This is a genomic window from Ensifer sp. ENS08, from assembly GCF_014852195.1.
Classification (GTDB): Bacteria; Pseudomonadota; Alphaproteobacteria; order Rhizobiales; family Rhizobiaceae; genus Ensifer; species Ensifer adhaerens.
Window position 1 is genome coordinate 277258 of the sequence record NZ_JACVBF010000002.1, and the last position, 18570, is coordinate 295827.

Genomic DNA, 18570 nt, shown 5'->3' on the forward strand with positions numbered 1-18570 from the left:
GTCAGACAGTCTGTTCGGACTGCCGGGCTTTTTCAAGAGCGCCCGTGCCGTCATCCTGCCGGGCACGACAAAAGCCCAAGGAGACCCCATGCAGATCCAGTTGACCCGGCGGACCGCACTCAAGACGGCAGCGGCGGCCGGCGCCGCCATCCTCATTCAGCCGGTCGGTGGCCGCTTTGCCAATGCGGCCGCAGCGCTCGAATGGCGCTATTTCCAGGCGGATGATGCCGGCTTCAACCGTACACCGGTGCTGCTGACCGGAAAGAGCGAGGCGATCCTGATCGATGGCGGCTTCACGTTTTCCGACGGCCGGGCGGTGGCCGAGGCAATCAAGGCAACGGGCAAGCGGCTGACGACCATCTATGTCAGCTGCAACGACCCGGATTTCTATTTCAGCCTCAAGCCGATCGTCGAAGCCTTTCCGGATGCGAAGGTCATCGCCGCTTCAGCGACCGTCGAGGCGATCAGGGCCAATGTTGAAGGAAAGCTTGAAACCTGGGGGGCGCAGTTGAAGGACAATGGCCCGCAGACGCTCGCCGATGTGGTGATGCCGACGCCCGACGACCGCACCGCGTTGACGCTCGAAGGCAGCACGATCGAGATCGTCACGATCGAGGGGATGATGGACCGGCGCTATCTCTTCGTGCCGGAACTGCAGGCGATTTTCGGTGGCGTGCTCGTCTATTCCGGCTCGCATGTCTGGGTGGCCGACGAGGCGACGGCGGAAGGGCGGCAGAAATGGATCGAGGCGCTCGATGCCATGGCGACGCGCAAGCCCGCGATCGTCGTGCCGGCGCACAAGAGTGCTGGCGGGCCGGAGGGCGTCGAGGCCATCCGCTTCACCCGCGATTATCTCGCAGCCTTCAACGAGGCGGCGGCCGCCGCCAAGGACAGCGGCGAGCTGATCGCAGCGATGACAAAGCGCTATCCGGATCTGCCCGGCGTCTCGACGCTCGAGCTCGGCGCCAAGGTCGCCAAGGGCGAGATGAAGTGGGGCTGAGGCCGACCACCGTTCCTGCACAGGCGAGGCGGCGACCGGTCACATGAATGTACGGATGCTGAAAACGGTGCGCACCAAGACCAAGGACACTGTTACTTTAGGAGTTCAAAGGCGCGAACAAATCCCGGAAACGCATTGGTAGCGACGCCCGTCGCGTAGATTTCGGCTGTGCCGTCGCTGCTGCATGTGATGGCGATTGTGCCGTCGATTTGGAGAAATAGAGCGACTGCGCCACCGTCCCACGGCACCAGCTTCCAGTCCCTTCCACCTGTGACGAGACGCATGACCTCCTGCTGCACCTTCTGACATTCGGTGAAGGATGGCGTTGTCATAGACTGCCTCTCCTCTGATCGCGCCATGGCTGGGGCCGTGAACACGAAAGTGGCGAGAGCGGCAATAATCGTCCTCCTCATTGTGGCCTCCTACGAACGTGTATGACAGCGAGAGTACACACACGGCTGAGGCTGGACAACGACGGGCTTGGGCGCATTGTCATCGCATTCCCACCCCATCAACCGAGGCCTCTCGGCAGGCCGCTCAATCAACCCGACTGGTCGCTTCCTTGCTCCGACCATCTACCGTTGAGCCGGAGCCCGAGAGGCGTGTAGGGACCCTGACGGCCTCAAGTAAGATTCCGCCAGGCCCATCCCACCGGGGCCCGGCACGACATAACGGGGTCTGAGGGACGCAGGGCCCAGGCGGGTACCCTAGCGCTGCCCTAGGTCCAAAGTCGCACGAACGTTGTAGCCAAATAGCTGTATTATAACGTTTTTTTTGCCAATTTCTCGGCGAGGGGAAACTTGTCACCATGACAAGTTCGCGGCTGATGCCGGCTAATAGGTCAATTATGCTGACCCAATTGACCGGGAGGAAACCATGCAGGCCGATACGCTGCTGGCGCTGTTTTTGTTCGCATTCACCACTTCGATCACGCCGGGGCCGAACAACATGATGCTGTTCGCGTCGGGCGTGAATTTCGGTTTCGTGCGCACCATTCCGCATATGCTGGGCATCGGCGCCGGCTTCTTCCTGCTGCTGATCGCCGTCGGTTTCGGCCTCGGTGCGCTGCTCCATTCCGTGCCGGTCGTCTACACGGCGCTGAAGTTCGCAGGCGGTGCCTATCTCATCTGGATCGCCTGGAAGATCGGCACCTCGCGTTCGCTGTCCGAAGGCAAGGCCAGCGCACAGCCGATGACCTTCATCGGGGCTGCCGCCTTCCAATGGGTCAATCCCAAGGCGTGGGTCATGGCGGTGTCAGCGATGGCGACCTATACCAGCAGCGAAAGCTACCTCTTCAGCGTGCTCGTCGTCGGCGTCGTCTTTGCGCTCGTCAACGTGCCGAGCGTTTCCACATGGGCGGGCTTCGGTTCGGCGCTGCGCCAATGGCTCTCGGAACCGTCGCGGCTGAAATGGTTCAACATCACCATGGCGGTGCTTCTCGTCATCAGCCTCTGGCCGATGCTAAAATAGTGCGAATTGTGGTTTCATCAGCATCAGCCAGAAGATGCCGGTGACGGCGAAGAAGGCCGGGAAGCCGCAGGCAAACCAGATGGCATAGAGCCGGTCGAACTCCGGCGGTAGCGGCGCACCGTTGGCCGTTGCAAGCCGGGCGAGATCGCGCAGCCGCAACTGGATCCAAACGACCGGCAGCCAGAAGAGGCCGGTGACGACATAGAGGATCAGCGACAGCGCGATCCATCCTTCCGTCAGCGACCAGCCGATGCTCGTCGCCAGCAGGTAACCGGTGATCGGCTGGAGCAGCACCGCTGTCGCGGTGAAGACCGTGTCGGCGACGACCACCGTTGCGGCGACGTGCGCGATCAGCCGGGCATCGCGCGTGCGCCTGGCCATCAGCATGAAGAAGGCGATACCAGCGCCGGTGCCGAAGAGCACCGCGGCACCGATAACATGGGCAAGGCGCAGCAGATCTTCGAGCATCATCAGCGTTCATCCAGTATGGTCAGCGTCGCCAGCGTGAGAAGCAGCGACGGCAGCACCTTGACGAGCGGCCCGAGCGGATCGGCCCAAAGTTGGGGTTCGACGAGGGGAGCGGAGGCGAGATAGGCGACCGACAGTGCGAGCATGCCTAGATGGCGGACATGATACATTCGGAGCTGCGTGGCAAATGATCGCCGGCAGCGGAAGTCGGCTTGCTCGGTGGCCTGGTACGAACCGCATCGGGCCAGACTTGTTATGGTGACAATTGCGGGTACCCGCGGGCGTTGAAATCGATTTCGAATCCGGGGTTTATGCGCTACGACTTTATGAGGAGGCAGCGCCATCTTTGTGCCTGTGATGGCACGGCGTTGCGAGGAGCCAGGCAATGTCCGAACACCATCACGATCACCACGATCACGACCATCACCACGACAACCATTTCACCGACATGGAAGCGCGGGTGAAGGCGCTGGAGACGGTGCTGACAGAGAAGGGGTTGATCGACCCGGCGGCGATCGATGCGATCGTCGAGACCTATGAGACGAAGATCGGTCCGCGCAACGGCGCGCGTGTGGTCGCCAAGGCCTGGGTGGATCCGGAATTTGCCGAGTGGCTGAAGCGCGATGCGACGGAAGCGATCGCCAGCCTCAGTTATACCGGCCGGCAGGGCGAGCATATGCGCGCCGTGTTCAACACGCCCGAAACCCATAACCTCGTCGTCTGCACGCTCTGTTCCTGTTACCCCTGGTCGGTGCTCGGTCTGCCGCCGGTCTGGTACAAGGCGCCGCCCTACCGTTCGCGCGCCGTCATCGATCCGCGCGGTGTGCTCCAGGAATTCGGCCTGACGCTTCCCGAGACGACGCGCATTCGCGTTTGGGATTCGACGGCGGAACTGCGTTATCTCGTGATCCCCGAGCGCCCGGCAGGGACGGAAGGGTTCAGCGAGGACGAGCTTGCTGCCCTCGTCACCCGCGACGCGATGATCGGCACGGGCCTGGCACTTTCCGCGGAGGTGCTTCGATGAACGGTCCACACGATCTCGGCGGCGCCCACGGCCTCGGCCCGGTGGCGCCTGAAAAGGACGAGCCCTACTTCCATGCGGAGTGGGAAAAGCGGGCGCTCGGCGTCACGCTTTCCTGCGGCGCCTTTGGCGCCTGGACGATCGACGAAAGCCGGCATGCGCGCGAAAACTTGGCCCCGGCGACCTATCTCTCGGCGAGCTATTACGAGATCTGGACGCGGGCGCTCGAAACCCTGTTGAAGCGCCACGGCTTCGTAACCCAGGCCGAACTCGACGGCGGCCACAGGCTGGAACAGGGTGCGGCGCCGAAACGGGTGCTGAAGGCCGACATGGTGGCGGGCGTGCTCGCCAAAGGCGGCCCCTGCGATCGTCCGGTCGAGGGGCGCCCACGCTTTGCCGCCGGCGACCGGGTGCGCACGAAAAACTTCAATCCGGAGACCCATACGCGCCTGCCACGCTATGCCCGTGCCAAGCGCGGCCGGGTCGAGGCGGTGCAGGGCTCTTTCGTCTTTCCTGACGACAACGCCCATGGCCGCGGCGAAAATCCACAGTGGGTCTACACGGTCGTTTTCGATGGGCCGGAGATCTGGGGCGAGGGCGCCGACCCGACACTGACCGTCTCGATCGATGCCTGGGAGAGCTATCTTGAGCACGTGTAAGGTGACATCGCCGCTGATTGCCTCGGCCGAACTGCCGAAGTCGCCGGAGGGCGATCCGGTCTTTGCCGAGCCCTGGCAGGCGAACGCCTTCGCCATGACCGTGCGCCTGCACGAAAAGGGTGTGTTCTCCTGGCCCGAATGGGCAGAAGCGCTTTCGGCCGAACTTTACAGACCCGGCCGCAAGGCCGATGCCAGCGACTATTACGACTGCTGGGTGGCGGCACTCTCGCGCCTCGTCACGGAGCTTTCGCTCGCCTCCGGTCGAGAGCTGGAAGACCTGACGCTGAGCTGGCAGCGCGCGGCGGAGGCAACGCCGCACGGGCAACCGATCGTCAGAGAGAACGATCCGCTGCGGTGAGGCGGCCTGCCGCTTCCATCATATGGCAACTCGGTGCGCTGCAAAGGCATCGCATCATTGCGGTGACTGTGCGGCGCTCTCGGCCCTGCGGGCTTCCAGATCGGTGAAGAGTGAGTAGGCGACATAATATTTGTAGATGTTGCCGACATACTGCACGGTCTCGCGGCCGATCACCTTCGCCGCCCCGTTCTCGACATTGCCGAACCAGATGTTCGGATCGAGCCCCATTTCATTGGTGATCCGGCGGATCTTGCGCAGGTTTCCGGGGCCGGCATTGTAGGCGGCGAAAGCAAGCAATGTCCGGTTGACGGGATCGAGGCCCGGCTCATTGAGATAGGTGGTGATCAGATAGCGCATGTATTTGGCGCCGGCTTCGATGTTGCGGTTCGGATCCTTTTCTACGCCGTTAATGCCGACCGACTTGTCGGCGGCCGTTGTCGGCAGCAATTGCATGATGCCAACGGCGCCGCGCGGGCTGCGCTTGCTCTGGTCGAGTTGCGATTCCTGATAGCCCTGCGCGGCAAGCAGCAGCATGTTGAAGTCGTAGGTGGTGGCGTGTGTCTCGAAGAAGCCACGCAGGGTGCGATACTTTTCAAGCTCGGAGCGCTCGTAGGCGGCACGCACCATCTTCTCGCTCTGGTAATAGCGCTTCTTCAGAACGTTGCCGAAGGCGGTACCGACCTTGTGGGTCTTGATGAAGGCATTCAAGGTGGCCGCGAGCTTCGGGCTGTCCCTGCGGATGGCCCAAGCGATCTCGCCTTCCGCAGCAATGGCGATATCCTCATGCAGAACGACGCGATCGAACACGGTTGCCCATATGCGCGCCTTGTGATCATCGACGACGCACCAGGGAAGAAGGCCAGCATTGACCATCTCCATCAGGTCCTCGTCTTCCAGGTTTTCGTCGATCGGCCGGATATCGATCCCGGTATTGCCGGATGCCTTCAGGCGGGCGTTCAGCGCGCCGAGGTGTTCGAAGTAGCTGCTGCTCTGCCGCGCAAACACCGTCTTTCCGCCGAGGTCGTCAAGCGTTGCGATCGACTGGGCCGACGGACCCGTCACTAGTATTTCGTTGACGCCCGTTGCCAGCGGATCGGTAAAGTCGACGACCTCCTTGCGCGAGGACGTGATCGTCAGGTTGGCGGCAACGATGTCGCCGCGTCCCTCGACAAGGGCCGGAAGCAACAGATCCCGGCTGGTTGGCACATAGACGACCTTGATCCTGTCGATCTCCTTTTTCTGGTCCTTGTTGAGTTCCTCTGCGAGCGCATTGCCGGTCTCCACCGCTGTGCCCAATTGCTCGCCGCGGTCGATGAAGTAGATCGTCTTGCTGAAGGGGACGAGAATGCGGATCAGGCGGCGTTGCTGCATGCCGTCGAAATCGCCAGTCCAGGCGCGGTAGCCGGGTGTCTGCTCCTGGGCCCGAGAGTTGCCGGGCGAAAGGCCTGCAAGACCTAGGGCGGAAAGGATAAAAAAGGCGCGCGCCAATTCGACCCGCGCGACGACAGCGAGAAGCGTGAACATTGCCCAGACCCCCAAAGTTGCTCTCTAGTCGGCCACAGCCAAAGTTGCCACGCTCTGGCCCAGACTGGATGGATTGAGATTACGCTCCCTGCAACCGTAAACAAGCAGTTTGGAATATGTGGCATTCGGTGGCTGCAGTCGTGCACGGACACTGTCGAGGCGCGGGAACTGCCGAGACGTCATCGGCAGGGACGTGTTTGTCTGGTGCCGTAGTAGACCGCCTGATCCAGATCGGTGAGCAGGTCAGGCCCAACAGGTTTCCACCCGAGCAAGGCTCGCGTCCGGGCGCTGGACGCGGCCATGTTGCCGCCGGCCATGCCGGCAAACCAGCCGAAATGCGCGGGCGGGCGGGCTTCGACCGGCAGGCCGAGATTTCGGCCGATGATCTCGGCGATCTGTCGGAACGGGATCTTTTCGTCCGCCACAGCGTGGTAGACGCTCTCGCTCGTGCCGCTTTCAAGCGCAAGCCGATAGACCCGTGCTGCATCATCCCGGTAGACGCTCGACCAGCAATTGGCGCCATCATCCAGATACGCCGAAACGCCCGTCTGGTGCGCAAGACGCACGAGGATCGGGACGAAGCCATAATCACCCAGGCCGTGGACCGAAGGCGCGAGCCGGACCGTTGCCGCCCGAATGCCGCGCTCGGAAAGGGCACGGGCAGCGGCTTCGGATTTGCGCGGCGCGGCGACATTGGGCCGATCGGTTTCCGTGGCACCGAGCGGTAGCCCGGCGAGACCCGAGGTTACGAGTAGCGGCCGATCCGATCCGGCGAGACCCTCACCCAGAAGCGCGATGACGCGCTGATCCTCGGCCGCACTTTCCAGGAAACTGGAAAAGTCCTGGTCGAGCGGGCCATGGACGAAGTCATGCCTGAAGGCCGTGTGAATGACGGCATCGGCTTGCCCTGCGGCCCGCTGCAGGATCGCCGCGGACTCAAGCCCGCCTTCGACGACCGAAGCCCCGGTTGCGGCGAGGGTTGCGGCCTTTTCCCTGGAGCGTGCCAGGCCGGACACGCTGTGCCCCGCCGCGATCAGGTCCTTGACCACGGCCGACCCGACCCAGCCGGTCGCGCCCGTTACGAATACATGCATTGCAGTTCTCCTTGATGTGGTGCCCTTGCGTGGGCGTAAGCGCCGGCGCTCAACCGAAACGATGGCGCCGATCAGGCGAGGCGCATCGTCACTTCGATGTCCTCGGCAAACGGTGTCGACAGGTAGGTGCCGGGGGCCGAACGGATGTAGTCGAGATATTCCGGGCAACTGTCGGCGTCGTCGGCGATGATCAGGGCGCCTGGACGCAGGCGAGGCTCGATCAGCTTGAAGACGTCGAGATAGATCGGTTTTGCCCCGTCGAGCAGCACCAGATCGATCGCGTCGGGAAGGTCGGTGAAAGTCGTCAGCGCGTCACCCTGCCGGATCTCGACGAGATCCTCGAGACCGGCTGCCGTGAGGTTCTGTCCGGACCGCGCCACCTTCGCCGGTTCGAATTCGCTGGTGATCAGCTCGCCGCCGCCGTTGTCGCGCAGCGCCGCTGCGAGAAAGAGCGTCGAAATGCCGAAGGACGTTCCGAACTCGACGATCCGGCGGGCGCGGCTTGCGCAGGCGAGCATGTAGAGGAGGTTGCCGGTCTCACGCGAAACCGGAAGCCACAGATCCTTCAAGAGCCCGTAGAGCTGCAGATATTCGGTCTTGCTGTGCAGCAATCGTTCGCGTTCGCTTGCGGGCAGTTGCGCGACTGCGGGGCTGGTCGCGGCATCGGCCTCGTCGAACAGGCGGTCGAGAAGGCCCTTGAGAGGCTGGCTGGTGAGCGTGGTCATCGGATGTTCCTTCGTTTTCGATGGGCTTGCGTTCACGAGGAAAATACGAATAATTCGTCGCATTCGCTAATCGCATTGCGGACGGTGCCAATGCCCAACAGATCAAGTGCCCGTATTTCTTCACGAAAAGCGCCCAAGCAGGCGCGTTCGAACGAGCTGGTGAAGGCCATTCTCCAGGCTGCTGTTCAGGTTTTGGAGGAGGAGGGCGCGCAGCGATTTACCACGGCCCGCGTCGCGGAACGGGCGGGCGTCAGCGTCGGGTCGCTGTACCAGTATTTTCCCAACAAGGGCGCGATCCTGTTCCGCCTGCAAAGCGACGAATGGCGGCAGACGTCGGGGCTGCTGGCGACGATCCTCAGTGACGGGTCGCGGTCGCCGCTCGATCGGCTGCGGTCGCTGGTTCACGCCTTCCTGCGCTCGGAATGCGAGGAAGCGGCCGTTCGGGTTGCCCTGGGCGACGCGGCACCCCTTTATCGCGATGCGCCCGAAGCCCGGGAAGCCAAGGAGGCCAACGATCCGCTCATCGACCAGTTCATGATCGAGCTTCTTCCGAACGCACCCACCGACCTCAGGGAACTTGCCGGTGACCTGATCATGACGACGATGACGACGGTGGGGAAGGACTTTTCGGGAACGGCGCGCAGCGATGCGGAGATCGAGGCCTATGCGGATGCGATGGCCGACATGTTCTCGGCCTATCTCGTGGCGAAGGGCGCCGGCACCTGATGCATCCCGAAAATTGTGAGCGTCCCGGCGATTTTGAGCGCAGGGCGTCTCGGGTCACGCAGGGTGAGACGAATGTGCGGGCTCGACTGTAACTCTTTGAAATACCATGCCAACAAAGCCTGATCGGCGTTGGCTGGGTCACCCCTCAGCTCTTCGTCGCCTCGCTCTTTTCGAACTGCCGGTAGCATTCATCCGCCACCTGCTGCAGCAGATCGCGCGGCACCTCGCCGGTGACGGCGTAGCCGAGCGGGCCGTCGATCCAGTAGAAGGTCTCGACGCCGTCGTTCTCGTCGATGCGGAAGCTGGTTTCGCGGTTGTCGTCGTTGCGGCCGAGCAGCACCGTCAGCCGTCGGCCGGTGCCATCCTCATACATGAACATCGCGCCTGCCTTGCCGTTGACCGGCAGCAGCCGGCCGCCGACCAGCGAGAAGCCGAGCGAGGAGAGATCAGGGATCGAGAGCGGATGATCGAGGCGCTTGCCAAGCCAGGTCGCGAGATGGGTCTGGTCGTCGGCGCCGACCTCGACGGCATGGCGCACTTCGCTGGCATAGACCAGGAAGGCCGATTGCGCCTGGCGCGGCAGGCTGTCGGCCGTCTGCGTCAGCCGGGGGCTTTGCTCGGGTGAGAGCAAGGAGGGCGCGTAAAGGCCGGTGAGGCCGCCGGCCGCAAAGAGCACCAGGCCGGCGGCGACGGCGCGGGCGATGATGGCAAACGATCGGGTGTCCTTGCCGGGATCCGGTTGCGGGCGTTCGCTGCCGTTGCTCAGAAGCAGAGCCCGGTCATCGGCGTTGCTGCGGGCATAGCCGGCAAAGAGCGCGCGCAACTCGACCGCCTGCGCCCGCCATTGCCGGACCTCTTCGGCCTGCGTGGGGTTTTGCTCAAGCCATTGCTCGATCCGCAACCGCTCGCGCGGGCCAAGGGCGCCGTCGACATACGCGTGCAGGTCGTCTTCGGAGACGGTGTTGTGGCCTTCCGTCATTTCGGTCTCCGCATGCTGATCACATTGTCGTCCTTCATGGCTTCTGCAAGCTGGCGCCGCGCGCGCGACAGGCGCGACATCACGGTGCCGATCGGTATGGCCATCATCTCGGCCACGTCCTGGTAGCGGTATCCTTCGATCACCACGAGCATCAGCACCGAGCGGTTCTCCGTGGAAAGCCCGTTCAGCGCCCGTTCGAGCCGCGAGCGCTCCAGCGGGTCGCTCTCGTGGGTCTCGGCCTCAAGGCCCAGGTCCTCGTCCAGCGCCACCTGCGGGTGCATCGCCACATAGCGGTGCCGGTTGCGGCCGAGATTGGTCATGATGGTGAAGGCCCAGGCGCGCAGGTTCACGCCGCGCCACTGCGCGCGGCGCGAAAGCACCTTCTCCACGCAATCCTGCAACAGGTCCTCGCCATCCGGGTCCGAGCGCACCAGGCTGCGGGCATAGCGCCGCAGTGCCGGCACCAGGGCCAGCACATCCTCTTCGAACCGGTCGGAGGCGGGGGGTGCCCCCGCATCCTCGTTGCCGCCGTTACGGCTTGGCGACATTCCATTCGCCCTTCTTCATGCCGTCGCCGGTCATGTCACCCATCTTCTTGTCCTTGATGAAGAAGTAGAGCGGCATACCGTCCTTGGCCCATTGCTTCTTGCCGTCCTTGCGCTCGACGACCGTATAGGCACCATCTGCCTTGGCGCTGGCTTCCGCGAAGAAGGGCGGCCAGTTCTTGGCGCAATCATCGTAGCACATGGACACGCCGCCATGATCGTCCTTGTAGGTGTAGAGCGTCATGCCGTTTTCTCCGGCCAGCACCTTGCCCTTGGCGGTCTCGACTTCCTTGACCGGCGGCGCGGCGAAAGCCGTAACGCTGGCCGCAAGCAGCATGGCGATCGTCAGTGGAAACGTTCTCATGGCAGTTGTCCTTCCTCAAGATGGTTTTCCTGTCCGGAAACGGGCGAAAAGCCTCCTCGTCCCGTTTCCGCGGGAGCCGCATGGTGCAGATCCAACCGTAAGACACGGCAAGCACAGGATTTATTCCCGGAGAACTGGCGGAAGTTTCGGTTCGGTTCTTGCAGGTCGGCCACAGGACGCATCCGGCCACGCGACGTTCATCGCGCGGCCGACGAGAGGGGGAATAGGGCGCTGACCAGTTGGAGGCGACAGCCGTTCAGGGCAGCAGGACCACGGATCCGGTCGTCCGCCGGGCCTCCAGGTCTTCGTGAGCCCTGCGGGCGTCGTGAAGCGGATAGGTGGTGATGGCTGGGGCACGAACGACACCTGCCTGCATGGCGCCGAACAACTCTCGCGCCGCCGCTTCGTACTCGCCTCGCTCGGCAGTGTAGTGGGCGATCGAGGGACGAGTGACATAGAGCGAGCCCTTGGCCGAGAGCGAGGCGACGTCGAGCGGGGGAACCGGACCGGAGGAGGCGCCGAAGGAAACCAGCGTGCCGCGCGGGCGCAGGCAGTCGAGCGACCTGGCGAAGGTGTCGGCGCCAACGGAATCATAGACGACGCCGACACCCTTGCCACCGGTGATTTCGCCGACGCGGACCCGGAAATCCTCCTGGCTGTAGAGGATGACATGATGGCAGCCATTGGCCCGGGCGATTTCGGCTTTCTCTGTGGAGCTGACGGTGCCGATGACGGTCGCGCCGATGTGGCTCAGCCACTGGCAGGCAATCGAGCCGACACCGCCGGCCGCCGCATGGAAGAGCACCGTGTCGCCGGGCTTCACCTCGATGCAGCGACGGATCAGGTATTCGACGGTCAGTCCCTTGAAGACGAGGGCTGCGACCTCTCGGCTGTCCAGTTCCTCCGGCAGCGCCAGCGCCCGGGCGGCGGGCAGGTTGCGGTGGGTGGCATAAGCGCCGGGCGGGCCGCCCACATAGGCGACGCGTGCGCCAATCGAGAAGCCTTCGACGCCTTCGCCAAGCGCGGTGATCACGCCGACGCCTTCGACGCCGATCCCGCTCGGCAGGGGCAGGGGTGCCGAACCCCGACGGTGATAAATGTCGATGTAGTTCACGCCGATGGCGAGATGGCGGATCTGGATTTCGCCGCGCCCGGGCTCGCCCAGCGTCTCGGCCTTGAAGGCGAGCACTGACGGCTCGCCAAATTCGGAAAATCGAAAGGTATCGATGTTGGGCGTCATGCTGGTTTCTCTCCGGATTTCAGAAGAAACTGCTTGATTTCCTGGCTTCGGTCGAGAAACCATTCCGCAATTCTGATTTCCAAAAATGGAAAGCAATATGGACTGGAACGATCTCAAATTCTTTCTTGCCGTTGCCAATGCGCGCTCGCTGACTGCGGCCTCCGTCAGGCTTGGTGTCAGCGCATCGACCGTGTCACGCCGGATCGAGGTGCTGGAGGCGGCGTTGCAGGTCAGGCTTTTCCGGCCGCACCGCGACGGTTACGACCTGACGCCGGCGGGCGAGGCGCTTTTGGCGCCGGCCGAACGGGCCGAGGCGCAGATGCGGGTCTTCGAGCGGACGGCGCGGGAGAAGGACAACGACCTTGCCGGCCCGGTGCGCATCGACGTGCCTGAACTGTTGGGGCAGGAGGTCCTGTTGCCGGGCCTCGCCGGTTTCCTGCTGGAGCATCCGGAAATCCGCCTGGAGATGCATTCGAGCGTGCGCCCGGTGCGGCTTGCCGGCGAAGAGGCCGACATCGTTCTGCGCCTGGTGCGGCCGCAGCAGGGCAACTATCGCCAGCGCAGGCTCGGCCAACTCGCCTTCGGCCTTTATGCGATGCCTGGCTACATCGCGCGTCACGGCATGCCGAGCGCACCTGCCGACCTCTACCGCCACCGGCTGATCGGCTGGAGCGAGGAGCTGAGCTACCTGATTATGGTCGCCTGGCTGGAAACCCTATGCCCCGGCCTGCAGCCGGCGATGCGCTTCTCCTCGCTCGGCGCGCAGATGGCGGCGGTGAAAAACGGGCTCGGCTTTGCCGTGCTTCCGGCCTTTGCGGCCGAGGCGGCAGGCTTCACTCCGCTGCTGCCGGAGGCGCCGCCATTGGCCCCGGATCTCTGGTTGCTGGTCCATGAACAATCGGCCGAACTGCCGCGCGTGCGGCTCACCAAGGAGGCGGTCTCCACCGTGATGGCGCGCTTCGCTGCGCGATTGGCGGAAAGCGCCTGAGGATTGCAGACGCTTTCGTGAGGGAGCAGCCGATGGTGCTAGTCGGCCGGTTTCCACGGGGCATCAGAACGGCGAGCGCCCTGGAAACCGGTCTCCACCCGTTGCAGAACCGTCTCGTCGTCCGTGGTGATTTCGTAAAACGTGCTGTCGATGGCGCGAATGACGATCCAGGGGCTGTTCGGGGTGCCGGGCAGGAAACCGGTAAACTCTCCCCAGATGATCTGGAGAACGTCTTGCACAGCGGCGGCCAGGTGCCGGCCCTCGATCATGCTCCCGGACTGGGCCCAACTCTCCAGAACGTCGCCGCCGGGGCCGGTGGCATCGAACCATTGATAACCTGCGTCGACGGCGGAAACTCTCCACGACGCTCTCAGCGAGCGGGGTGCGAGGCGCTGCAGGATGTCGCGCAGGTCGAAGGGAAGCGCGGCTTCCGGAGGTCCATAGATTCTGAGCGTCTTCACGAGTGTTCTCCCGGCAGCGCATTGGAAACGTGCCGGGAGAACATCGTCAAGCCCGGTCGGCGACGAAGCGGGCGAGCGCCGGCCCGATCATGGTGATGATCAGCAGGCGGGCTGTCTGCAGGGCCATGACGAAGGAGAGGTCGACATTGCTCGAGGCGGCAATGACGGCGATCGAGTCGAGGCCGCCGGGGCTGGTGGCGAGATAGGCGGTCAGCGGATCGATGCCGACCACCTTGATCAAAAGCAGGGCAAGCAGGCCGGAGAACGAGATCAGCACGACGATCGAGATGATCGTCGGCACCAGCGCGCGGCGGGCATGGATGAGGATCTGGCGGGTGAAGCCGAGGCCGATGTTCCAGCCGAGCATGGCAAAACAGATCGCCAGCAGCCATTGCGGCAGCGCGGTGGTCATGACGCCTGAGACGTTCAGCACGGCGCCGAGAAGGAAGGGCAGCAGGAAGGCACCGGCGGGCACGCGCAGGAAGCGGCCGGCGAGCGCTGCGCCAAGGCCGACGGCGATTGTCTCGAGGAAAAGCAGGCCGTCGATCGGTGCGAACCAGTGGGTGGTCTGCTCGGCTTCGGCGCCGGTGACCCACATATGCGCAACCACGGTCGCGGTGCTGGCGACGAAGATCACGCGCAGATACTGCATGAAGGCGACGAGGCGTGCATCGGCCCCATAGGCGTCAGCCATCAGCAGCATGGTCGAGGCGGCGCCTGCCGACGATCCCCAGATCGCGGTTGTGCCCGGCAGGATGCGCATGCGGGTGATGACCCAGCCGCAGAGCGTGCTGACGGCGATGACCGAGAGGATGACGGCGAGAAACAGCGGCCAGTTGCCGGAGAAGGTGGCGAGCATGCCCGGCGTCATGGCACCGGCAATCATCATTGCCAGGATGAACTGCACGCAGAAGAACAGCTGGCGCGGCAGGCGTATCGTGCCGCCGTTCATGCCGACGAGCACGGCGGCCAGCATCGGGCCCATGAGCAGCCCGGCCGGAAGGCCGATGAATTCGAAAAACGAGGCAAGGACGATGGAGACCGCAAGCAGCAGGCTCCATTGCAGCCAGGGCGCGAACCGTCCGATGCCGACCTTGTCCGGGGTGGGCGGCGCAGCTGGCTTGTCGGTTTTCACGGGCACTCTCCGGCATGACCCGGAAAGGCGGGAACGGCCACCGGGGCCGGCCTTGACGGGCTTTGAGCGATGGTCTTCGCCAGCAGAAGCGCGGGCGCCATCACGTCACGCTCGTTAGCAACAATGCGGCGTTGCGTTCAAGGGGCAGAGCAAGAAAGTGCCACAGGATTGCCAGCGGGCAATGCGAGCACCGTGCGGGCAGGAGGCGAAATGAGAAAAAAACGTGAACAGATTCGGCCGGGCGTAAGCCGCGCCGGAAGGAGCGGTGACGAGGCGCGGCCTTGATTTTACGGGGTAATTTTGCGCACGGCGGTGACGCTCGCGAAGCTGGCGGCTCCTGGTCCTCCGGTGGGGCCGCAATTCCGGGCTTGCGTGTGCGGCCCGAATCCTGACACTCAACCTCATGCAATTCGCACCGCAACAGGACGAGGCCCTGAAGGCCGTTTCGCAATGGCTGAAAGAGGGCCGCTCGCCGCTCTTTAGGCTGTTCGGCTATGCCGGTACCGGCAAGACGACGCTGGCCCGGCATTTTGCCGAGCATGTCGATGGCGACGTGCTGTTTGCCGCCTTTACCGGCAAGGCGGCGCAGGTGCTGCGCTCCAAGGGCGCGAGCAACGCCAAGACCATTCACTCGCTGATCTACCGGCCGCGCGGCGAAGAGGAGGTTTCCGACGAGGAAACCGGCAAGACCTCGATCGCGCCGATGTTTGCGATCAACCGCCAGAGCCCGGTCGCCAAGGCGGCGCTGATCATCGTCGACGAATGCTCGATGGTGGACGAGGCACTCGGCAAGGACCTGATGAGCTTCGGCACGCCGATCCTGGTGCTTGGCGACCCCGGCCAGCTGCCGCCGGTTACGGGCGGCGGCTATTTCACCAATCAAGAGCCGGACTACCTGCTGACGGACATTCACCGCCAGGCGCGCGACAATCCGATCATCCAGCTCGCCATGCAGGTGCGCGAAGGCAAGGAAATCATGCATGGCGACTATGGCACGACGCATGTGATCGGTCGCTCTCAGGTGAACCAGGAACTGGTGCTCGAGGCCGACCAGGTGCTGGTCGGCACCAACAAGACCCGCCGGCGCTACAACCAGCGTCTGCGCGAACTGAAAGGCTTTACCAGCGAGTATCCGCAATCGGGCGACAAGCTCGTGTGCCTGAGGAACGATCCGGCCAAGGGCCTGCTCAACGGCTCGCTGTGGCAGGTGATGAGTTCTTCGAAGGAGACGGTGAAGCCGGGGATCAACCTGATGATCCGGCCCGAAGACGACGACATGGATCGCGGTGCCGCCAAGATCAAGCTGTTGAAGGCGGCCTTCGAGGATGTCGAGGGCGAGATCCCCTGGACGACGCGCAAGCGCTACGACGAGTTCGACTACGGCTACGCGCTGACGGTGCACAAGGCGCAGGGCTCGCAGTGGAACAATGTCGTGCTGTTCGACGAAAGCTGGGCCTTCCGCGATACCCGCGAGCGCTGGCTCTATACCGCGATCACTCGCGCTGCGGAGCGGCTGACCATCGTTCGCTAGACCGCACTGCCGGAAGGGATGCGGACGTGCCGATCAACAGGATCATTCTCTACGCCCATGACGTGGAAGCGACGGTTCGCTTCTACGAAAAACACTTCGGCTTCCAGGCATCGCGCGAGGCGGGCGACCGTATCGTCGAGCTGATCCCGCAAGACGGTGGCGCCAGCCTGATGGTCCATCCGACCGCCAAGGGCGCGCGGAAAGGCCAATCCCTCATCAAGCTAGTGTTCGATGTCAGGGATGTCGAAGCCTTCAGCCGAGGGTGCGCTCAGGAAGGGCTGGTATTCGGGGCCATCCATCAGGCCGATGGCTATCAGTTCGCCAATGCGAAGGACCCATCAGGCAATCCGATCTCGATATCGAGCCGCGCCTTCCGCAAGATCTGAGGTGCAGCCGTCTTGAGCTGTTACCGCTTCGTTGCCATCCAAATCATATGGCGGGCGCCGCCGCGTTTGCCGTTGGCGCGCACGTTCACCTCGTCGGCGGCAAAGCCGACTTCGCGCAGGCGGCGGGTGAAGGCGCTGTCGGGTGCCGACGACCAGACGGAAAGCACGCCGCCAGCCCGAAGGGCGGCTTGCGCGGCGCGAAGGCCGGTGTGGCTGTAGAGGCTGTCGTTGGAGGGGCGCGTCAGGCCATCCGGGCCATTGTCGACATCGAGCAGGATGGCGTCGTAGGCGGCCTTCTTCGAGCGGATCAGTGCGCCGACATCGCCGACATGGATATCGACGCGGGGATCGTCGAGCGTGCCCTTGTGCAGCTCGGCCATGGGGCCGCGAGCCCAGTCGACGACGGCCGGAACCAGTTCGGCGACGGTCACGCGGGCATCGCCTGGCAGCACGGCAAGGGCCGCGCGCAAGGTAAAGCCCATGCCCAGGCCGCCGATCAGCATGCTCAGGTTCTTGCCGCCGGCGATGCGCTCATGGGCGAGCGTCGCCAGCGCTTCTTCCGAGCCGCTCAACCGGCTGTTCATCAGCTCGTTCGAGCCGAGCATGATCGAGAATTCCTGCCCGCGCTGCTTCAGGCGCAGCTCGTCGCCGTCACCGGGAATGGTTGCGCGGTCCAGCTCTATCCAGGGAAGCATCGGGGTCTCTCGTCCGTATTTGTTCAGGCGCCCTCGTAACACGTGCGGGATAATGGCGACACCGCAATGTCTGCCGTTCAAGAGAATTGTGCCGCGTGGACCTGCAAACTGTTCGGCGCGCCTTACTGTGGCAGGCCTGCGGGCAGGGGGCTGCAGGAGAGCGTCGTGACCGAGGCGAGGCGCAACGCGACCTCGTCCTCTTCACGCACGAGGATGCGGACGGCAAGGCATCGGGGGAGGCTGCCGTGTCCTCGCTATTCCGGCGAGATCATGCCTGAAAGCACCGCCTTGGCGATCGCCTGGAAGCGGTTGTTAGCGCCGAACTTGCGGATGATGCCGGCTTCAAGGGTAAGCGCTGCTGCCACGTCCATGTCCATCAGGCCGGCGATGCGCGCCGCCGGATAGCCGTCGGCCATGAAGGTCAGGCACTCGCTTTCGATCGGCGAGAGATGGACATGGCCGTCCTCATCGGTGGCTTCGCCTCCGTCGGTGGCTTCGAGCAGCTCGGTGATGCGCTGCATCTGCCGGCGCAGGTTTGCCTGCTGGGCGGCAAGCTCACGCCGTCGGGCCAGCAGGGCGTCGCGAAACAGCTTGTCGGCTTCGGCCTGCTCCTCGGTGCCCGCAAGTCCGGTCAGCAGTTCCAGGATGGTCGAGATCGGCATGTCGATCTCGCGGCAGGCGTTGATGACGGCCATGCGGCGAATGTGATCTTCGTTGTAGACCCGCATCGGCCCCATGCGGGCGGCGGTCAGGAGCCCCTTTTCCTCGTAGAAGTGCAGCGTGCGATGGGTGACGCCGAAAGCGTCGGCCATGTCGGCGATCGCCAGCGGCGTCGTGGGGTCGTGGTGGGGAAGCGGCAGGTCGGGCAGAAAGCCGACACGATCGGGCGCGGCCAGCACGCCCTCGAATTTCCAGTGGTCTCGCGGCATGTCGAAGGTCCCCGGTCTACAGCCTGCGCGTCTTTCGACGCGCTGTTTCTGCAATTTCCTGAATCGAGACCGACCCAGGGGCGCGCGCAATCCGCGTCCGGAAGCGGTGGCGATCGTCGGGTCTCAAAGGTGCGGACGGATCCGCGCGGTGAGGCACTCGTTGATCGTCAACGACAATACCTGCTGCTCGGTTGGGGCACCTCCGCGCGCAAGGCACGGTTTACTCAGGACATCGATGCTTGCCTGACGAGCACCCAGGCACCCATTCCCAA

Annotated in this window: 22 protein-coding genes and 1 pseudogene; 9 read left to right on the forward strand and 14 right to left on the reverse strand. The window is 63.9% G+C overall.

Annotated elements, in window-relative coordinates:
• The first annotated feature begins 88 nt into the window (after window positions 1-88).
• On the forward strand, window positions 89-1000 hold the full coding sequence (locus tag IB272_RS06835) for an MBL fold metallo-hydrolase (RefSeq protein ID WP_060582728.1): 912 nt from the start codon (window positions 89-91) through the stop codon (window positions 998-1000).
• A 92-nt stretch (window positions 1001-1092) separates the two neighbouring features.
• Here the strand turns inward: IB272_RS06835 and IB272_RS06840 are convergent, their stop codons facing one another.
• Complete coding sequence (locus IB272_RS06840) at window positions 1093-1332, reverse strand: hypothetical protein (protein WP_127889203.1); 240 nt, start codon at window positions 1330-1332, stop codon at window positions 1093-1095.
• A gap of 544 nt (window positions 1333-1876) precedes the next feature.
• Between IB272_RS06840 and IB272_RS06845 the strand changes: the two genes are divergently transcribed.
• Window positions 1877-2470 carry a LysE family translocator gene (locus IB272_RS06845; protein ID WP_034792716.1) on the forward strand — a complete coding sequence of 198 codons (594 nt, stop codon included), beginning with the start codon at window positions 1877-1879 and terminating at the stop codon, window positions 2468-2470.
• Here the strand turns inward: IB272_RS06845 and IB272_RS06850 are convergent.
• The gene (locus tag IB272_RS06850) at window positions 2462-2938 is read right to left on the reverse strand and encodes a DUF2269 domain-containing protein (protein WP_060582790.1); all 477 of its coding nucleotides are present in this window, start codon (window positions 2936-2938) and stop codon (window positions 2462-2464) included. The two genes, IB272_RS06845 and IB272_RS06850, sit on opposite strands and share 9 nt — an antisense overlap.
• A 2-nt stretch (window positions 2939-2940) precedes the next feature.
• Window positions 2941-3096 (reverse strand): annotated as a pseudogene (locus IB272_RS34855) (DoxX-like family protein); the annotation flags it as partial.
• Window positions 3097-3323: 227 nt separating this feature from the next.
• On the opposite strand from IB272_RS34855, the gene nthA reads away from it, so the two are divergent.
• Genes nthA through IB272_RS06870 form a run of 3 tightly spaced genes read left to right on the forward strand, consistent with a single transcriptional unit; the run spans window position 3324 to window position 4976 of the window.
• The gene (gene nthA, locus IB272_RS06860) at window positions 3324-3962 is read left to right on the forward strand and encodes a nitrile hydratase subunit alpha (protein WP_060582730.1); all 639 of its coding nucleotides are present in this window, start codon (window positions 3324-3326) and stop codon (window positions 3960-3962) included.
• A complete protein-coding gene (nthB, locus tag IB272_RS06865) occupies window positions 3959-4618 on the forward strand; it encodes a nitrile hydratase subunit beta (RefSeq protein ID WP_060582731.1) in 660 nt (219 codons plus the stop codon). Before nthA ends, nthB begins: the two co-directional genes overlap by 4 nt.
• Window positions 4587-4976, forward strand: a complete 390-nt coding sequence (locus tag IB272_RS06870) for a nitrile hydratase accessory protein (RefSeq protein ID WP_113135902.1) — start codon at window positions 4587-4589, stop codon at window positions 4974-4976. The genes nthB and IB272_RS06870 overlap by 32 nt, the downstream gene beginning before the upstream one ends.
• Before the next feature lie 54 nt (window positions 4977-5030).
• Here the strand turns inward: IB272_RS06870 and IB272_RS06875 are convergent, their stop codons facing one another.
• From IB272_RS06875 to IB272_RS06885, 3 genes are all read right to left on the reverse strand, one after another.
• Window positions 5031-6500, reverse strand: a complete 1470-nt coding sequence (locus IB272_RS06875) for a lytic transglycosylase F (RefSeq protein ID WP_060515989.1) — start codon at window positions 6498-6500, stop codon at window positions 5031-5033.
• A 179-nt stretch (window positions 6501-6679) separates the two neighbouring features.
• Window positions 6680-7594, reverse strand: a complete 915-nt coding sequence (locus IB272_RS06880; RefSeq protein ID WP_060582733.1) for an SDR family oxidoreductase — start codon at window positions 7592-7594, stop codon at window positions 6680-6682.
• 71 nt (window positions 7595-7665) lie between these two features.
• Window positions 7666-8319, reverse strand: a complete 654-nt coding sequence (locus IB272_RS06885) for a class I SAM-dependent methyltransferase (RefSeq protein ID WP_060515991.1) — start codon at window positions 8317-8319, stop codon at window positions 7666-7668.
• 90 nt (window positions 8320-8409) lie between these two features.
• On the opposite strand from IB272_RS06885, the gene IB272_RS06890 reads away from it, so the two are divergent.
• Window positions 8410-9045: a TetR family transcriptional regulator gene (locus tag IB272_RS06890; protein ID WP_060515992.1), complete on the forward strand. Its 636-nt coding sequence runs from the start codon at window positions 8410-8412 to the stop codon at window positions 9043-9045.
• Window positions 9046-9190: 145 nt separating this feature from the next.
• Here IB272_RS06890 and IB272_RS06895 read toward each other — a convergent pair whose 3' ends face one another.
• The 4 genes from IB272_RS06895 to IB272_RS06910 form a co-directional block, all read right to left on the reverse strand.
• Entirely contained in the window at window positions 9191-10024 is an 834-nt protein-coding gene (locus IB272_RS06895) for an anti-sigma factor (protein WP_060582734.1), read from the reverse strand.
• Window positions 10021-10572 carry an RNA polymerase sigma factor gene (locus IB272_RS06900; RefSeq protein WP_034792734.1) on the reverse strand — a complete coding sequence of 184 codons (552 nt, stop codon included), beginning with the start codon at window positions 10570-10572 and terminating at the stop codon, window positions 10021-10023. The genes IB272_RS06895 and IB272_RS06900 overlap by 4 nt, the downstream gene beginning before the upstream one ends.
• A complete protein-coding gene (locus tag IB272_RS06905; protein ID WP_034792736.1) occupies window positions 10556-10933 on the reverse strand; it encodes a lipoprotein in 378 nt (125 codons plus the stop codon). The genes IB272_RS06900 and IB272_RS06905 overlap by 17 nt, the downstream gene beginning before the upstream one ends.
• A 256-nt stretch (window positions 10934-11189) precedes the next feature.
• Window positions 11190-12173: a quinone oxidoreductase gene (locus IB272_RS06910; protein ID WP_034792738.1), complete on the reverse strand. Its 984-nt coding sequence runs from the start codon at window positions 12171-12173 to the stop codon at window positions 11190-11192.
• 97 nt (window positions 12174-12270) lie between these two features.
• Here IB272_RS06910 and IB272_RS06915 point away from each other — a divergent pair, with 97 nt between their 5' ends.
• Complete coding sequence (locus IB272_RS06915; protein WP_034792740.1) at window positions 12271-13161, forward strand: LysR family transcriptional regulator; 891 nt, start codon at window positions 12271-12273, stop codon at window positions 13159-13161.
• 38 nt (window positions 13162-13199) lie between these two features.
• On the opposite strand, the gene IB272_RS06920 is transcribed toward IB272_RS06915, so the two are convergent.
• Both IB272_RS06920 and IB272_RS06925 read right to left on the reverse strand, forming a co-directional pair.
• Entirely contained in the window at window positions 13200-13622 is a 423-nt protein-coding gene (locus IB272_RS06920; RefSeq protein ID WP_051659255.1) for a hypothetical protein, read from the reverse strand.
• 46 nt (window positions 13623-13668) lie between these two features.
• Complete coding sequence (locus IB272_RS06925) at window positions 13669-14757, reverse strand: AbrB family transcriptional regulator (RefSeq protein ID WP_034792742.1); 1089 nt, start codon at window positions 14755-14757, stop codon at window positions 13669-13671.
• Window positions 14758-15160: 403 nt separating this feature from the next.
• Here IB272_RS06925 and IB272_RS06930 point away from each other — a divergent pair, with 403 nt between their 5' ends.
• A complete protein-coding gene (locus IB272_RS06930; protein ID WP_034792744.1) occupies window positions 15161-16288 on the forward strand; it encodes an ATP-dependent RecD-like DNA helicase in 1128 nt (375 codons plus the stop codon).
• 26 nt (window positions 16289-16314) lie between these two features.
• Window positions 16315-16674, forward strand: a complete 360-nt coding sequence (locus IB272_RS06935) for a VOC family protein (RefSeq protein WP_034792745.1) — start codon at window positions 16315-16317, stop codon at window positions 16672-16674.
• Window positions 16675-16694: 20 nt separating this feature from the next.
• Here IB272_RS06935 and IB272_RS06940 read toward each other — a convergent pair whose 3' ends face one another.
• A complete protein-coding gene (locus IB272_RS06940) occupies window positions 16695-17369 on the reverse strand; it encodes a hypothetical protein (protein WP_034792746.1) in 675 nt (224 codons plus the stop codon).
• Window positions 17370-17623: 254 nt separating this feature from the next.
• Window positions 17624-18298, reverse strand: coding sequence for a MerR family transcriptional regulator (locus IB272_RS06945; RefSeq protein ID WP_060582736.1), 675 nt, complete (start codon window positions 18296-18298; stop codon window positions 17624-17626).
• Window positions 18299-18570: the final 272 nt, after the last annotated feature.

Coding starts and splice junctions, on each gene's coding strand:
- IB272_RS06875 (WP_060515989.1), bottom strand. CDS start 6,500: ATGTTCACGCTTCTCGCTGTCGTCGCGCGGGTCGAATTGGCGCGCGCC.
- IB272_RS06885 (WP_060515991.1), bottom strand. CDS start 8,319: ATGACCACGCTCACCAGCCAGCCTCTCAAGGGCCTTCTCGACCGCCTG.
- IB272_RS06945 (WP_060582736.1), bottom strand. CDS start 18,298: ATGCCGCGAGACCACTGGAAATTCGAGGGCGTGCTGGCCGCGCCCGAT.
- IB272_RS06900 (WP_034792734.1), bottom strand. CDS start 10,572: ATGTCGCCAAGCCGTAACGGCGGCAACGAGGATGCGGGGGCACCCCCC.
- IB272_RS06910 (WP_034792738.1), bottom strand. CDS start 12,173: ATGACGCCCAACATCGATACCTTTCGATTTTCCGAATTTGGCGAGCCG.
- IB272_RS06915 (WP_034792740.1), top strand. CDS start 12,271: ATGGACTGGAACGATCTCAAATTCTTTCTTGCCGTTGCCAATGCGCGC.
- IB272_RS06850 (WP_060582790.1), bottom strand. CDS start 2,938: ATGCTCGAAGATCTGCTGCGCCTTGCCCATGTTATCGGTGCCGCGGTG.
- IB272_RS06895 (WP_060582734.1), bottom strand. CDS start 10,024: ATGACGGAAGGCCACAACACCGTCTCCGAAGACGACCTGCACGCGTAT.
- nthB (WP_060582731.1), top strand. CDS start 3,959: ATGAACGGTCCACACGATCTCGGCGGCGCCCACGGCCTCGGCCCGGTG.
- IB272_RS06880 (WP_060582733.1), bottom strand. CDS start 7,594: ATGCATGTATTCGTAACGGGCGCGACCGGCTGGGTCGGGTCGGCCGTG.
- IB272_RS06835 (WP_060582728.1), top strand. CDS start 89: ATGCAGATCCAGTTGACCCGGCGGACCGCACTCAAGACGGCAGCGGCG.
- IB272_RS06940 (WP_034792746.1), bottom strand. CDS start 17,369: ATGCTTCCCTGGATAGAGCTGGACCGCGCAACCATTCCCGGTGACGGC.
- IB272_RS06890 (WP_060515992.1), top strand. CDS start 8,410: ATGCCCAACAGATCAAGTGCCCGTATTTCTTCACGAAAAGCGCCCAAG.
- IB272_RS06905 (WP_034792736.1), bottom strand. CDS start 10,933: ATGAGAACGTTTCCACTGACGATCGCCATGCTGCTTGCGGCCAGCGTT.
- IB272_RS06930 (WP_034792744.1), top strand. CDS start 15,161: ATGCAATTCGCACCGCAACAGGACGAGGCCCTGAAGGCCGTTTCGCAA.
- IB272_RS06845 (WP_034792716.1), top strand. CDS start 1,877: ATGCAGGCCGATACGCTGCTGGCGCTGTTTTTGTTCGCATTCACCACT.
- IB272_RS06840 (WP_127889203.1), bottom strand. CDS start 1,332: ATGACAACGCCATCCTTCACCGAATGTCAGAAGGTGCAGCAGGAGGTC.
- IB272_RS06870 (WP_113135902.1), top strand. CDS start 4,587: ATGCCTGGGAGAGCTATCTTGAGCACGTGTAAGGTGACATCGCCGCTG.
- nthA (WP_060582730.1), top strand. CDS start 3,324: ATGTCCGAACACCATCACGATCACCACGATCACGACCATCACCACGAC.